At 70.9% G+C, this 14,513-nt stretch carries 13 protein-coding genes; 6 read left to right on the forward strand and 7 right to left on the reverse strand.

What is annotated here, in order from left to right:
* Window positions 1-119 precede the first annotated feature (119 nt).
* A complete protein-coding gene (locus ACF059_RS27435) occupies window positions 120-1,826 on the reverse strand; it encodes a glycerol-3-phosphate dehydrogenase/oxidase (RefSeq protein ID WP_392062061.1) in 1,707 nt (568 codons plus the stop codon).
* A gap of 241 nt (window positions 1,827-2,067) precedes the next feature.
* Here ACF059_RS27435 and ACF059_RS27440 point away from each other — a divergent pair, with 241 nt between their 5' ends.
* Window positions 2,068-3,297: a nucleotide sugar dehydrogenase gene (locus ACF059_RS27440; RefSeq protein WP_360891098.1), complete on the forward strand. Its 1,230-nt coding sequence runs from the start codon at window positions 2,068-2,070 to the stop codon at window positions 3,295-3,297.
* Window positions 3,298-3,414: 117 nt separating this feature from the next.
* Window positions 3,415-3,888: a hypothetical protein gene (locus ACF059_RS27445; protein WP_392062064.1), complete on the forward strand. Its 474-nt coding sequence runs from the start codon at window positions 3,415-3,417 to the stop codon at window positions 3,886-3,888.
* 80 nt (window positions 3,889-3,968) lie between these two features.
* On the opposite strand, the gene ACF059_RS27450 is transcribed toward ACF059_RS27445, so the two are convergent.
* The 4 genes from ACF059_RS27450 to ACF059_RS27465 form a co-directional block, all read right to left on the reverse strand.
* Window positions 3,969-5,093 carry a GuaB3 family IMP dehydrogenase-related protein gene (locus ACF059_RS27450; protein ID WP_392062066.1) on the reverse strand — a complete coding sequence of 375 codons (1,125 nt, stop codon included), beginning with the start codon at window positions 5,091-5,093 and terminating at the stop codon, window positions 3,969-3,971.
* Between the two features lie 155 nt (window positions 5,094-5,248).
* Window positions 5,249-6,748, reverse strand: a complete 1,500-nt coding sequence (guaB, locus tag ACF059_RS27455; RefSeq protein ID WP_360891089.1) for an IMP dehydrogenase — start codon at window positions 6,746-6,748, stop codon at window positions 5,249-5,251.
* Between the two features lie 101 nt (window positions 6,749-6,849).
* A complete protein-coding gene (locus tag ACF059_RS27460) occupies window positions 6,850-7,479 on the reverse strand; it encodes a sigma-70 family RNA polymerase sigma factor (RefSeq protein ID WP_392062069.1) in 630 nt (209 codons plus the stop codon).
* Between the two features lie 348 nt (window positions 7,480-7,827).
* Window positions 7,828-8,439, reverse strand: coding sequence for a response regulator transcription factor (locus tag ACF059_RS27465; protein WP_003948568.1), 612 nt, complete (start codon window positions 8,437-8,439; stop codon window positions 7,828-7,830).
* A 379-nt stretch (window positions 8,440-8,818) separates the two neighbouring features.
* On the opposite strand from ACF059_RS27465, the gene ACF059_RS27470 reads away from it, so the two are divergent.
* Entirely contained in the window at window positions 8,819-9,145 is a 327-nt protein-coding gene (locus tag ACF059_RS27470) for a WhiB family transcriptional regulator (protein ID WP_031145825.1), read from the forward strand.
* Window positions 9,146-9,345: 200 nt separating this feature from the next.
* Here the strand turns inward: ACF059_RS27470 and ACF059_RS27475 are convergent, their stop codons facing one another.
* Window positions 9,346-10,245 carry a LysR family transcriptional regulator gene (locus tag ACF059_RS27475; protein WP_392062072.1) on the reverse strand — a complete coding sequence of 300 codons (900 nt, stop codon included), beginning with the start codon at window positions 10,243-10,245 and terminating at the stop codon, window positions 9,346-9,348.
* A 91-nt stretch (window positions 10,246-10,336) separates the two neighbouring features.
* On the opposite strand from ACF059_RS27475, the gene ACF059_RS27480 reads away from it, so the two are divergent.
* The 3 genes from ACF059_RS27480 to ACF059_RS27490 all read left to right on the forward strand — a co-directional run bounded on the left by ACF059_RS27480 (window position 10,337) and on the right by ACF059_RS27490 (window position 12,665).
* On the forward strand, window positions 10,337-11,023 hold the full coding sequence (locus tag ACF059_RS27480) for an MOSC domain-containing protein (protein WP_392062545.1): 687 nt from the start codon (window positions 10,337-10,339) through the stop codon (window positions 11,021-11,023).
* Between the two features lie 31 nt (window positions 11,024-11,054).
* The gene (locus ACF059_RS27485; protein ID WP_361944858.1) at window positions 11,055-11,828 is read left to right on the forward strand and encodes an SDR family oxidoreductase; all 774 of its coding nucleotides are present in this window, start codon (window positions 11,055-11,057) and stop codon (window positions 11,826-11,828) included.
* 129 nt (window positions 11,829-11,957) lie between these two features.
* Window positions 11,958-12,665: an ester cyclase gene (locus ACF059_RS27490; RefSeq protein WP_392062075.1), complete on the forward strand. Its 708-nt coding sequence runs from the start codon at window positions 11,958-11,960 to the stop codon at window positions 12,663-12,665.
* Window positions 12,666-12,752: 87 nt separating this feature from the next.
* Here ACF059_RS27490 and groL read toward each other — a convergent pair whose 3' ends face one another.
* On the reverse strand, window positions 12,753-14,381 hold the full coding sequence (gene groL / locus ACF059_RS27495; protein ID WP_361944852.1) for a chaperonin GroEL: 1,629 nt from the start codon (window positions 14,379-14,381) through the stop codon (window positions 12,753-12,755).
* Between the last annotated feature and the right edge of the window lie 132 nt (window positions 14,382-14,513).

The raw sequence follows: 14,513 nt of genomic DNA on the forward strand, positions 1-14,513 counted from the left end.
GGCTGAGCGACCCGGCGGCCGGGGCCCGCGGTAACCCACCCCGGCAGAACCCCCATTGTTCCTCACTCCGCAACGGACGGGCCCCCCGGGTCCGCGGTTCCCCTTTCCGCATCGCGGAGTTACAACGGAACGATGTCGGGCGCCCCCAACCGCGCCGCGTCCGCCGTCTGGTCGTCCGGCTGGCGCTGTGATTCCCGCTCCGCCTGCACCCTCTTCTCGTAGTGCTCCACTTCCTTCGCGATCTGCTGCTCGTCCCACCCCAGCACCGGCGCCATCAACTCGGCGCACTCCCGCGCAGACCGCGTCCCCCGGTCGAAGGTCTCGATCGAGATCCGGGTGCGCCGCGTCAGGACGTCGTCCAGGTGCCGCGCGCCCTCGTGCGAGGCCGCGTACACGATCTCCGCCCGCAGGTAGTCCTCCGCCCCCGTCACCGGCTGCCGCAGCCCCGGGTCCGCGGTGATCAGGTCCAGCAGTTCCTCCGTCAGCGACCCGAAGCGGTTCAACAGGTGTTCCACCCGCGCGACGTGAAGCCCCGTCCGGTCCGCCATGCGCGCCCGCGCGTTCCACAGCGCCCGGTACCCCTCCGCCCCCACCAGCGGCACGTCCTCCGTCACGCACTGCGCCACCCGCTGGTCCAGCCCGTGCACCGCCTCGTCGACGGCGTCCTTGGCCATGACCCGGTACGTCGTGTACTTGCCGCCCGCCACCACCACCAGCCCCGGCACCGGATGGGCCACGGTGTGCTCGCGCGACAGCTTGCTCGTCGCGTCCGACTCCCCGGCCAGCAGCGGCCGCAGGCCGGCGTAGACGCCCTGGACGTCGTCGCGCGTCAGCGGCACGGCCAGCACCGAGTTCACGTGTTCCAGCAGGTAGTCGATGTCCGCGCTCGACGCCGCCGGGTGGGCCTTGTCCAGGTCCCAGTCGGTGTCCGTGGTCCCCACGATCCAGTGCCGCCCCCACGGGATGACGAACAGCACCGACTTCTCGGTCCGCAGGATCAGCCCGGTGCTGGAATGGATCCGGTCCTTCGGCACGACCAGGTGGATGCCCTTCGAGGCCCGTACGTGGAACTGCCCGCGCTCCCCGATCAGCGCCTGGGTGTCGTCCGTCCACACCCCCGTCGCATTGACGACCTGCTTGGCGCGGATCTCGTACTCGCCCCCGCCCTCCACGTCCTGCACGCGCGCGCCGACCACCCGCTCGCCCTCGCGCAGGAAGCCGATCACCCTCGCCCGGTTGGCGCAGTGCGCCCCGTACGCCGCGGCCGTGCGCACCAGCGTGGTGACGTACCGCGCGTCGTCCATCTGGGCGTCGTAGTACTGCAGGGCGCCCACGAGCGCGTCCTTGCGCAGCGCCGGCGCCACCCGCAGCGCCTTCTTGCGCGAGAGGTGGCGGTGGACGGGCAGGCCGCGCCCGTGGCCGCTGGAGACCGACATCGCGTCGTACAGCGCGACGCCCGAGCCCGCGTACAGCCGCTCCCAGCCCTTGTGCTGCAAGGGGTAGAGGAACGGCACGGGCTTCACCAGGTGCGGGGCGAGCCGCTCCAGCAGCAGGCCGCGCTCCTTCAGCGCCTCGCGCACGAGGGCGAAGTCGAGCATCTCCAGATACCGCAGGCCGCCGTGGATCAGCTTGCTCGACCGGCTGGAGGTGCCCGAGCCCCAGTCCCGCGCCTCCACCAGGCCGGTCGACAGGCCCCGGGTCGCGGCGTCCAGCGCGGTGCCGGCGCCCACCACGCCCGCGCCGACCACGAGCACGTCCAGCTCACGCTCGGCCATCCGGGTGAGGGCCTCGGCCCGCTGCTCCGGCCCCAGTGTCGCTGTCCTCACGGCTGCCTCCCGTTTGGTGTGGGTGAGATCCCCGGCGGGATCCCGCTCACATGCCCCGTCCCACGATTCTGACCGCCCGCACCCACATCAGCCACCGCCTGTGGACAACACAACGGTGATGTTCACTCCAGAATGCGACATATCTTTCATATATACGCCTAGTCTGACATTGCGCCAGCTCCCCTGCCCCGGGAGGACGTGCGCGGCAGCCCCCTCATTTCAGGGAAGGGACGGCACCCCCATGCCCGCAGATCTCGCCGTCATCGGACTCGGCCATCTCGGCCTCCCCCTCGCCCAGGCGGCCGTCGCCGCCGGGATCGAGACGGTCGGCTACGACAGCGGTCCGGTCACGGACTCCACCCTCACCGCCGCCGAGATCCGCCGCATGTCGGCGGCCGGCTTCCGGGTCACCACCAACCCCGCCGAACTCGGCCGGGTCCGCACCGCCGTCATCTGCGCCCCCACCCAGCTCGGCGCCGATCGCGCACTCGACCTCTCCGCCGTCGGCGAGGCCGGCCACGCGCTGGCCGCCCGGCTGCGCCCCCACACCACCGTGATCCTCGAATCCGCCGTGCATCCCGGCGTCACCGAGGACTACCTGCGACCGATCCTCGAAGAGGGCTCCGGACTGCGGGCCGGCCGGGACTTCCATCTGGCCTACTCCCCCAGCCGCCACGACCCCGGCAACCGGACGCACGGCATCTCCAACACCCCCAAGGTGATCGGCGGCCTCACCCCCGCCTGCACGGAGTCCGCGCACGCCTTCTACGCCCGCCTCACCGAGAAGGTGGTCCGCGCCCGCGGCCTGCGCGAGGCCGAGACCGTACAGCTCCTCGAAACGAACTACCGGCACGTCAACATCGCCCTCATGAACGAGATGGCGGTGCTCTGCCACGACCTCGGCGTGGACCTCTGGGACGTGGTCCGCTGCGCCGAGACCAAGCCGTACGGCTTCCAGGCCTTCCGCCCCGGCCCGGGGGTCGGCGGCCACGGCGTCCCCCTCGACCCCAACTACCTCCCGCACACCACCCGCACCCCCGGCCACCCCCTGCGCATGGTCGGCCTGGCGCAGGAGATCAACAACCGGATGCCGCAGTACGTCATCCAGCGCTCCGCCACCCTGCTCAACGAACACGGCAAGTCTGCCCGCGGCGCCCGCGTCCTCCTGCTGGGCGTCACCTACAAGCCCGACCTCGCCGACCAGGAGGGCTCACCCGCCCGCGAGATCGCCAGCCGCCTCCTCGACCTGGGGGCGCTGATCAGCTATCACGACCCGTACATCACGGGCTGGCGCGTCCGGGACCAGCCGGTCCCGCGAGCCGAATCCCTGTACGAGGCCGCCGCCAACGCCGATCTGACGATCCTGCTCCAGCACCACCGCACGTACGACCTCCAAGGTCTCGCCGTGAAGGCCCAGTTGCTGCTGGACACCCGCGGCGCCAGCCCGGCGGGCGCGGCCCACCGGCTCTGAGCCCCGAAATTCCCCCCTGTGGATGTCGGCTGCGGCTGCTAGCCTGCGACGTCACTTATTTCGCACATACGTCCCCCTGGACAGATGTGCCCCACGCATCCCTGGGGGGGATTTCCCATGAGCCAGAACTTCACGCCGCCGGCGCCCGACTCCTTCACCGCGGCCCCCGCCCCGGCCCCGGCCCGCACCGGCAACGTCGGCCTCGGCATCGTCGCGGCCGTCGTCGCGGCCCTCGTCGCGGCCGGCGCCTACGGCGGCATCATGAACGCCATCGACCGCGAGATCGGCTACGCCGCGATCGGCGTCGGCCTCCTCGTCGGTCTCGCCGCCGGCAAGGTCGGCGGCCGCAACCCGATCCTGCCCGTCGTCGCCGTCCTGCTGTCCGTCGGCGCCGTCTACCTCGGCCAGATGTTCTTCATCGCGCTCGCCATCGCCGACTACGGCAAGGTCGGCGTGGGCGAGGTGTTCAGCGAGGTCGGCATCGGCGGCCTGAACGACCTCTGGAAGGAGAGCGTGGACTTCATGTCCTACGTCTTCCTCGGCATCGGCGGCTTCGCCGCCTTCGGCGCGGCCAAGAAGGTCAGCGACTGACGTCGGCGCCTCGCACGCGTACGCCGGAGGGCCGGCACCCCGCCTGGGGTGCCGGCCCTCCGGCGTGCGTACGGGAACCGTCAGCGGCTGTGCTGCGAGTCCGCGATCGTGACCTCGACCCGCTGGAACTCCTTGAGCTCGCTGTAGCCGGTCGTGGCCATCGAGCGGCGCAGGGCGCCGAAGATGTTCATCGAGCCGTCCGGGGAGTGCGACGGGCCGGTGAGGATCTCCTCGGTGGTGCCGACCGTGCCGAGGTTCACCTTCTTGCCGCGCGGCACGTCCTCGTGGACGGCCTCCATGCCCCAGTGGTTGCCCTTGCCGGGCGCGTCGGTGGCACGGGCCAGCGGGGAGCCCATCATCACGGCGTCAGCGCCGCAGGCGACGGCCTTCGGGATGTCGCCCGACCAGCCCACGCCGCCGTCGGCGATGACGTGCACGTAACGGCCGCCCGACTCGTCCATGTAGTCGCGGCGGGCCGCGGCCACGTCCGCGACGGCGGTCGCCATCGGGACCTGGATGCCGAGCACGTTGCGCGTGGTGTGCGCGGCGCCGCCGCCGAAGCCGACCAGGACGCCCGCGGCGCCGGTGCGCATCAGGTGCAGGGCCGCGGTGTAGGTGGCGCAGCCGCCCACGATGACCGGGACGTCGAGCTCGTAGATGAACTGCTTGAGGTTCAGCGGCTCGGCGGCGCCGGAGACGTGCTCCGCCGACACGGTGGTGCCGCGGATCACGAAGATGTCGACGCCCGCGTCGACGACCGCCTTGGAGAACTCGGCGGTGCGCTGCGGGGAGAGCGCGGCGGCGGTGACGACGCCCGAGTCGCGCACCTCCTTGATGCGCCGGCGGATCAGGTCCGCCTGGATCGGCGCGGCGTAGATCTCCTGGAGGCGGCGGGTGGCGGCCTCCTCGTCCAGCTCCGCGATCTCGTCGAGCAGCGGCTGCGGGTCCTCGTACCGGGTCCACAGACCTTCGAGGTTCAGCACGCCGAGGCCGCCGAGCTCGCCGATGCGGATCGCGGTCTGCGGGGAGACGACCGAGTCCATGGGGGCGGCCAGGAAGGGGAGCTCGAAGCGGTACGCGTCGATCTGCCAGGCGATCGAGACCTCCTTCGGGTCCCGGGTACGCCGGCTCGGGACGATGGCGATGTCGTCGAACGCGTACGCCCTGCGGCCGCGCTTGCCGCGCCCGATCTCGATCTCAGTCACGTGTGGTGGCCTTTCCTCTGGGTCTGCCCGTCCAGTATCCCCGAACGCCGGGTGCATGCGTTCCGGTGACCGCTGTACGGGACGGCGGGCGCGGCCCCCGGCAACGGCGAAGGGCGGGCCCGGTCACCCGGGCCCGCCCCACCTCAGCTCAGCCGCTACCCCTTGCGGGAGTAGTTCGGCGCCTCGACCGTCATCTGGATGTCGTGCGGGTGGCTCTCCTTGAGCCCGGCCGAGGTGATCCGCACGAAGCGGCCCCGGTCCTGCAGCTCGGGCACGGTGCGGCCACCGACGTAGAACATCGACTGGCGCAGGCCGCCGACGAGCTGGTGGACCACCGCGGAGAGCGGGCCGCGGTAGGGCACCTGGCCCTCGATGCCCTCGGGGATGAGCTTGTCGTCGCCGCCCACGCCCTCCTGGAAGTAGCGGTCCTTGGAGAAGGAGCGCTGGTCGCCGCGGGACTGCATCGCGCCGAGCGAACCCATGCCGCGGTACGACTTGAACTGCTTGCCGTTGATGAAGAGCAGCTCGCCCGGGGACTCCTCGCAGCCCGCGAGCAGCGAGCCGAGCATCACCGTGTCGGCGCCCGCGACCAGGGCCTTGGCGATGTCACCGGAGTACTGGAGGCCGCCGTCGCCGATGACCGGGACGCCGGCCGCCTTGGCGGCGAGCGAGGCCTCGTAGATCGCGGTGACCTGCGGGACGCCGATGCCGGCGACCACGCGGGTGGTGCAGATCGAGCCGGGGCCGACGCCGACCTTGATGCCGTCGCAGCCGGCGTCGATCAGCGCCTGGGCGCCGTCGCGGGTGGCGACGTTGCCGCCGATGACGTCGACACCGGAGTTCGACTTGATCTTCGCGACCATGTCGCCGACCAGGCGGGAGTGACCGTGGGCGGTGTCGACGACGATGAAGTCGGCGCCCGCCTCGATCAGGGCCTGGGCGCGGTCGTACGCGTCGCCGGCCACGCCGACGGCGGCGCCGACGAGCAGCCGGCCGTCCTTGTCCTTGGCCGCGTTCGGGTACTTCTCGGCCTTGACGAAGTCCTTGACCGTGATCAGGCCCTTGAGGATGCCCGCGTCGTCGACCAGCGGAAGCTTCTCGATCTTGTGGCGGCGCAGCAGCTCCATGGCGTCCACGCCGGAGATGCCGACCTTGCCCGTGACCAGCGGCATCGGGGTCATGACCTCGCGCACCTGGCGGCTGCGGTCCGACTCGAAGGCCATGTCGCGGTTGGTGACGATGCCCAGGAGCTTGCCCGCCTGGTCCGTCACCGGGACGCCGGAGATGCGGAACTTCGCGCAGAGCTGGTCGGCCTCGCGCAGCGTCGCGTCCGGGTGCACCGTGATCGGGTCGGTGACCATGCCGGACTCGGAGCGCTTGACCAGGTCGACCTGGTTGGCCTGGTCGGCGATGGAGAGGTTGCGGTGCAGTACGCCGACGCCGCCCTGGCGGGCCATCGCGATGGCCATCCGGGCCTCGGTGACCTTGTCCATGGCGGCGGAGAGCAGCGGGACGTTGACGCGCACGTTGCGCGAGATGAGGGAGGAGGTGTCGATGGCGTCAGGCGACATGTCCGACGCGCCCGGCAGCAGCAGCACGTCGTCGTAAGTCAGTCCGAGCGTGGCGAATTTGTCGGGCACTCCGTCGGCGGTCATGACACCTTCCCAATGGTCTTGCTCAGCGCGGATGTCCATGCTAACGGGATCCCGACGCGTCTCATTCCACGACCAAGGTCAACCAGAAGTTTCGTAGCTTCCTACTGCTCGGCGAGGGCGCGCAGCCGGCTGAGCGCGCGGTGCTGGGCCACCCGCACGGCCCCGGGGGACATGCCGAGCATCTGCCCGGTCTCCTCCGCGGTCAGCCCGACGGCGACCCGCAGGACGAGCAGCTCGCGCTGGTTCTCCGGAAGGTTCGCCAGCAGCTTCTTGGCCCAGGCGGCGTCGCTGCTCAGCAGCGCGCGCTCCTCGGGGCCCAGCGAGTCGTCGGGCCGCTCCGGCATCTCGTCGGAGGGCACGGCCGTACTGCCCGGGTGCCGCATGGCGGCCCGCTGCAGGTCGGCGACCTTGTGCGCGGCGATGGCGAAGACGAACGCCTCGAACGGGCGCCCGGTGTCCCGGTAGCGCGGCAGCGCCATCAGGACGGCGACGCAGACCTCCTGCGCCAGGTCCTCCACGAAGTGGCGAGCGTCACCCGGAAGACGGGAGAGCCGGGTGCGGCAATAGCGGATGGCGAGGGGGTGTACGAAGGCGAGCAGGTCGTGCGTGGCCTGCTCGTCGCCCTCCACCGCCCGGCGTACGAGCGCGCTGACGGCCCCGGCACTGCCGCCTTTGGCGGCGCCGGTCGGGCCTGTGGCCGCGGGGGACCCCTGGGCCTCGTCGTCGCGCATCAATCCATGGTGCCTTGGCGCGGAAGCATCCGCGGCACCGTGGTCCTTGTTGTGCATCGAAGCGTTATGAGCGGGTGCGCCGGAACCCATCATCTGCACCCTCCCCTCCCGCTCGGCCGAATAGTCCCCGAGAGACTCCACACCCTCAAGGATGCGGCATCGCGCACGAAGCGAGACGTCCCCCGGATTGTGCCCCGCCAACCCCCGGGTGCGCACCGGGTACGGCGGGACAGGGCTACACCGAATACGAGGGCGGCGCGCCGCCCCGTCCGCAGCCTGCGGACGGGACCGCTCTCGACGGTCCGCGGCGGGCGGCGGACCGGGCCGGGCCCGGCCGCGACCCGGAGGTCAGCGGACCAGGCCCCAGCGGAAACCGAGCGCGACGGCGTGTGCGCGGTCGGAGGCGCCGAGCTTCTTGAACAGCCGGCGGGCGTGCGTCTTGACCGTGTCCTCGGAGAGGAAGAGCTCGCGCCCGATCTCCGCGTTGGACCGGCCGTGACTCATGCCCTCCAGGACCTGGATCTCGCGCGCGGTGAGCGTGGGCGCGGCGCCCATCTCGGCCGAGCGGAGCCGGCGCGGGGCCAGTCGCCAGGTCGGGTCGGCGAGTGCCTGGGTGACCGTGGCCCGCAGTTCGGCGCGCGAGGCGTCCTTGTGCAGATAGCCCCGGGCGCCGGCGGCGACCGCGAGGGCCACGCCGTCCAGGTCCTCGGCGACCGTCAGCATGATGATGCGGGCGCCGGGGTCGGCCGAGAGCAGACGGCGGACCGTCTCCACACCGCCGAGCCCGGGCATCCGTACATCCATCAGAATCAGGTCGGAGCGGTCGGCACCCCAGCGGCGGAGGACTTCCTCGCCGTTGGCAGCCGTCGTCACACGCTCGACGCCGGGCACGGTGGCAACCGCGCGACGGAGCGCCTCTCGGGCAAGCGGGGAGTCGTCGCAGACGAGGACGGATGTCATGACCGCCCTCCGCAGCTGCTGATGCGCGTCACCTTGAGCCTCCAGGCTGGTACGTATCGTCACCTGTGCGGTCGATGCCCCCGGACACCTGTCCGAGACCGTATTGGTTCAACCGCCTTCGCACTCTCAACGATGGTCACTCGAAAGAGTTACGGGTCGGACGGACACCTTCGGCACTCTACGTGAGGAAGCGAACACGACGGCGGCGCCACAAGCCAGCAGTCCTCCATCTGGAGCTATGCCCTATTTGGCGGCTTTCCTTCCCTTCCGCGCATGTCTGAGGCTAGATTCCGAATGAGTCATATTTACATCTACTAGGACAGTAGGTGTGGAGACATGGACCGTATCCGCCTCAGTACCGGCACCAAGAGGACTCCCCATGGCAGATTTCTCCCGCCTTCCCGGACCGAACGCCGACCTGTGGGACTGGCAGCTGCTGGCTGCCTGCCGCGGGGTCGACAGCTCCCTCTTCTTCCACCCGGAAGGCGAGCGGGGCGCGGCCAGGAGCGCGCGCGAGGCCTCGGCTAAAGAGGTCTGCATGCGATGCCCGGTGCGTGCGGAATGCGCCGCGCACGCACTCGCCGTCCGCGAGCCCTACGGGGTGTGGGGCGGCCTCACCGAGGACGAGCGCGAGGAGCTGATGGGCCGCGCACGGCACCGCCTGATCCCCGCGTCGAGTGCGATCGGACCGATCGCGCCGCACTGAGCGCCTGTTCGAAACGTCCGAAGGAACGTTTCCTCAATCGACCGCAATCCTCCGCACGCCCGGGCGTGTCGCCGCCCGGTCCCTGAATTCACCCGTCCGGCCGAACGCAGCCCGTGCGTGCGGCTCCGCGTGACCCGCAATGACCGCGCGTGACCGCGCGCGGCCCTGCCGGGCGGGGCCGGGCGGCCCGTCGCGCGCGGTCAGCGCGCGCCGGCCCGCTCCAGCTCGGCCAGGGTCGCGGCCACGGCGGGCACCCGGGCCAGGTCCGGCAGGGTCAGCGCCACGACCTCCCGCTCGACGGCGGGTTCCACCGCGACCGTGCTCACGCCCTTGGCCCGTACGGACTCCACCGCGAGCTCGGGCAGCACCGCGACGCCCAGGCCCGCGGCGACCAGGCCGACCACCGCCGGGTAGTCGTCGGTGGCGAAGTCGATGCGCGGGGTGAAGCCGACGCCCTCGCACACCTCCACCAGATGGCGGCGGCAGCGCGGGCAGCCCGCGATCCAGGGCTCGTCGGCGAGCTCCGCCATGCCCACGCGTGCGGCTCCGGCCAGCCGGTGCCCCTCGGGGACCAGCCCGATGAGACGGTCGGTCAGCAGCGGCCGCACCACGAGGTCGTCCCACTCGGCGGCGGATCCGGCCGCCCCGCCGTAGCGGAAGGCCAGCGCCAGGTCGCAGTCGCCCTCGCGCAGCATCTCCACCGAGCGCGGCGGCTCCGCCTCGACCAGCGAGATGCGGGTCCCCGGATGCTCGGCGCGCATGGCCGCGAGCGCGGTGGGCACCAGCGTGGAGCTGCCGCTGGGGAAGGACACGAGCCGGACCCGGCCGGCGCGCAGCCCGGCGATGGCGGCGACCTCCTCCTCGGCGGCCGTCAGCCCGGCCAGGATCCCGGCGGCGTGCCGGACCAGCGCCTCACCGGCCTGGGTCAGCCGCATCTCGCGGCCGGTGCGGATCAGCAGCGGGGTTCCGGCCGACTGTTCGAGCGCCTTCATCTGCTGGGAGACGGCGGGCTGGGTGCAGCCGAGCTCTCGTGCGGCGGCTGAGAAGGATCCGGTCCCGGCGACAGCGCGCAGTACCCGGAGATGACGTGCCTCAATCACCCTTCGAGCATAAGGCCTGCTTTGACCGTCGCACGAATGCCTCTGTAACGCTTTGGGTCGAAAGGACCCTACCGTGATGCCCATGGGCACCATGCATCTGATTTCCGTGAACATCGGCCGCGCCACGGCCGTGGACTACACCGACGCCGAGAGCGGGGCGACGGGCATCGGCAAGCGCCCGGTCCCCGGGCCGGTCCGCGTCGTCTCCCCCGGCCCCACGGCCACCGGCCTCGGCAGCGGCCTGGAGGGCGACGCCGTCTGCGACCGCCGCTTCCACGGCGGCGACCACCAGGCCGTCTACGCGTACGCGCGCGAGGACCTGGACCGCTGGGAGCGCGAGCTCGGCCGCGAGCTGCCCGGCGGGATCTTCGGCGAGAACCTCACCACCTCCGGCATCGACCTGAACACCGCGCTGCTCGGCGAGCGCTGGCGGGTCGGCGCCGACGTCGTCCTCGAAGTGGCGTCGGCCCGCATCCCCTGCCGGACCTTCCAGGGCGCCCTGAACGAGGACGGCTGGGTCAAGCGGTTCACCCGGGAGGGCCGTCCGGGCGCGTACCTGCGGGTGATCCGGGAGGGCTCGATCGCGGCCGGCGACCCCGTCGAGGTCATCCACCGGCCGGACCACGAGGTGACCGTGGAGCTGTGGTTCCGCGCCTTCACCACCGAGCGCTCGCTGCTGCCGCGCACCCTGGCGGCGGGCGGGGCGATGCGGCCGGAGGCGCACGAGCACGTGCGCCAGTACATGGAGAAGTGCCGGGCCGAGGCCGGGGCGAGGTAGCGCCGTTATCTCACTCGTCTAGGTTGCGCCTATGACGACTGCGTTGATTACGGGATCCACGGCGGGCATCGGCGCCGCATTCGCCCGGCGGCTGGCCGCCCAGGGGCACAACCTCGTGCTGGTGGCGCGCGACACCAAGCGGCTCGGCGAACAGGCCACCGAACTGCACGACCGGCACGGCATCGAGGCCGACGTGCTGGCCGCCGACCTCTCCACGGAGGAGGGCATCGCGGCGGTCGAGCAGCGCCTCGGCGACCGCACCCACCCGGTCGACCTGCTGGTCAACAACGCGGGCTTCGGCAACAAGGGCCGCTACCTCGAAGTCCCCATGGCCGACGAGCTGACCATGCTGAAGGTGCACATCGAGGCGGTGCTGCGGCTGACCTCGGCGGCCACCGGGTCGATGCGCTCGCGCGGCCGGGGCGGCGTCATCAACGTCGCCTCGGTGGCCGCCTTCGTACCCCGCGGTACGTACGGGGCGAGCAAGGCCTGGGTCGTGCAGTTCACCCAGGGCGCGGCGCGGGACCTGTCCGGATCCGGGGTGCGGCTGATGGCGCTGTGCCCCGGCTTCGTGCGCACGGAGTTCCACGAGCGCGCCGGCATGGGCACGGACAACATCCCCGGCTGGATGTGGCTGGACGCCGACAAGCTGGTGGCCGCGGCCTTGGCCGATCTGGCCCGAGGCAAGACCGTGTCCGTCCCGGACCCGCGGTACAAGGCGCTGATGGGCGTGGTGAAGCTGACGCCGCGCGGACTGCTGGGCGGGATGACCTCGCGCACGGGCCGCAAGTACGGGCCGCAATAGGAGGGGCCGCAGCGGGACGGGCCGCAGGAGGAGGGCGCAGCGGTACGGGCCCTCCGTCCTCTCCCCCAACCCGCCGAATGGGTGATATCTCCCTAAAATGGACGTGTCCCATCCAGCCCGGGAGACGCCATGACATTCGTACAGATCATCGATTACAAGACCAGTCGGCAGGACGACCTCAACCAGCTGCTCGACCGGTACGTCTCGCAGAGCCAGGGCAAGCGGACCGTCACCCACAGCATCGTGGGCCGGGACCGCGCGAACGAGAACCACTACGTGGACGTGGTCGAATTCCCCTCGTACGAAGAGGCCATGAAGAACTCTCAGCTCCCGGAGACGGACAAGATGTTCCAGGAGATGGTGGCCCTCTGTGACGGGATGCCCAGCTTCACCAACCTGGACGTGGTCCGCGACGAGAACCTCAACAAGATGCTCGTGGACCGCATGTTCGACGAGCTCGCCATGACGGGCGACCGCGCGACCGCCGAGGAGATCTTCGCCTCCGACTACGTCGACCACGACATCGTCCAGGCCGACCCCAACGCCCAGGGGATCGACAGCGTCATGGCCGACCTGACCATGTGGCGGTCCGCCTTCGACGACATGTCCTTCACCAAGGACCAGCAGATTGCCGAAGGCGACTTCGTCACCACCCTGTGGACGTGGAACGCCACGCACACGGGCGAGTTCATGGGCATGGCCCCGACCGGCAAGAAGGTCAGCACGACCGGCACGACGACCTTCCGCTGCAAGGACGGCCAGCTCGCCGAGGGCTGGTGGAACTACGACGTCATGAGCGTGATGCGCCAGCTGGGCATCACCGAGATGCCCGCCTGAGCGCGCACTCCCCCGGCCCACGCGAAGGCCCCCGCCCCGCCGTACGAAACGGCGGGACGGGGGCCTTTCGGCTATGCGGCGACAGCGTCAGTGGCTGTGGCCGTGACCGTGACCGTGGCCCGCGTCGGCCTCTTCCTCCGCCGGCTTCTCGACGACCAGGGTCTCGGTCGTGAGCAGCAGGGAGGCGATGGAAGCGGCGTTCTCCAGCGCGGAGCGGGTGACCTTCACCGGGTCGATGACGCCGGCCTTGACCAGGTCGCCGTACTCGCCGGTGGCGGCGTTGAAGCCCTGGCCCTTGTCGAGCTCGGCGACCTTCGAGGTGATGACGTACCCCTCGAGACCGGCGTTCTCGGCGATCCAGCGCAGCGGCTCGACGGCGGCGCGGCGCACGACCGCGACACCGGTGGCCTCGTCGCCCGACAGGCCGAGGTTGCCCTCCAGGACCTTGACGGCGTGGACGAGGGCGGAGCCACCGCCGGAGACGATGCCCTCCTCGACCGCGGCGCGGGTCGCCGAGATGGCGTCCTCGAGGCGGTGCTTCTTCTCCTTGAGCTCCACCTCGGTGGCGGCGCCGACCTTGATGACGCAGACGCCGCCGGCGAGCTTCGCCAGGCGCTCCTGCAGCTTCTCGCGGTCCCAGTCCGAGTCGGTGGACTCGATCTCGGCCTTGATCTGGTTGACGCGGCCCGCGACGTCCTCGGAGTTGCCGCCACCGTCGACGATGGTGGTGTCGTCCTTGGAGATCGTCACGCGGCGGGCGGAGCCCAGTACGTCCAGACCGGCCTGGTCGAGCTTGAGGCCGACCTCCTCGGCGATGACGGTGGCACCGGTGAGGGTGGCCATGTCCTGGAGCATCGCCTTGCGGCGGTCACCGAAGCCGGGGGCCTTGACGGCGACCGCGTTGAAGGTGCCGCGGATCTTGTTGACGACGAGGGTGGAGAGCGCCTCGCCCTCGACGTCCTCGGCGATGATCAGCAGCGGGCGGGAGCCGCCGGCCTGGATGACCTTCTCCAGCAGGGGCAGGAGGTCCTGGATCGAGGAGATCTTGCCCTGGTTGATCAGGATGTACGGGTCGTCGAGGACGGCCTCCATACGCTCCTGGTCGGAGACCATGTACGGGGAGAGGTAGCCCTTGTCGAAGGCCATGCCCTCGGTGAACTCCAGCTCCAGGCCGAAGGCGTTGGACTCCTCGACGGTGATGACACCGTCCTTGCCGACCTTGTCCATCGCCTCGGCGATGAGCTCGCCGACCTGGGCGTCCTGCGCGGAGAGCGCGGCCACGGCGGCGATGTCGGACTTGTCCTCGATCGGGCGGGCGGTCGCGAGGAGCTCCTCGGACACGGCCTTGACCGCGGCGTCGATGCCCTTCTTCAGGGCGGCCGGGGAGGCACCCGCGGCGACGTTGCGCAGACCCTCGCGGACCAGCGCCTGGGCCAGCACGGTGGCGGTGGTGGTGCCGTCACCCGCGATGTCGTTGGTCTTGGTCGCCACCTCCTTCACGAGCTGCGCGCCCAGGTTCTCGTACGGGTCGTCCAGCTCGACCTCGCGGGCGATGGTGACACCGTCGTTGGTGATGGTGGGCGCGCCGAACTTCTTGTCGATGACGACGTTGCGGCCCTTGGGGCCGATCGTCACCTTGACCGTGTCGGCAAGCTTGTTGACGCCGCGCTCGAGGGCGCGACGGGCGTCCTCGTCAAACTTAAGAATCTTCGGCATGGGAGCGGTTAGCCCTCTCGTTGCGATCCCCGGCCGCTCACCGCGACCGCCTAGAACGAACTACGCCCCTCGCCGCCCGGCATCAGCAGGGGTGACCAGGGGCGTAGCTCAAAGCAAAACTGGAGAAGTGAC

This window comes from Streptomyces sp. NPDC016562 (assembly GCF_043076955.1).
Taxonomy (GTDB): Bacteria; Actinomycetota; Actinomycetes; order Streptomycetales; family Streptomycetaceae; genus Streptomyces.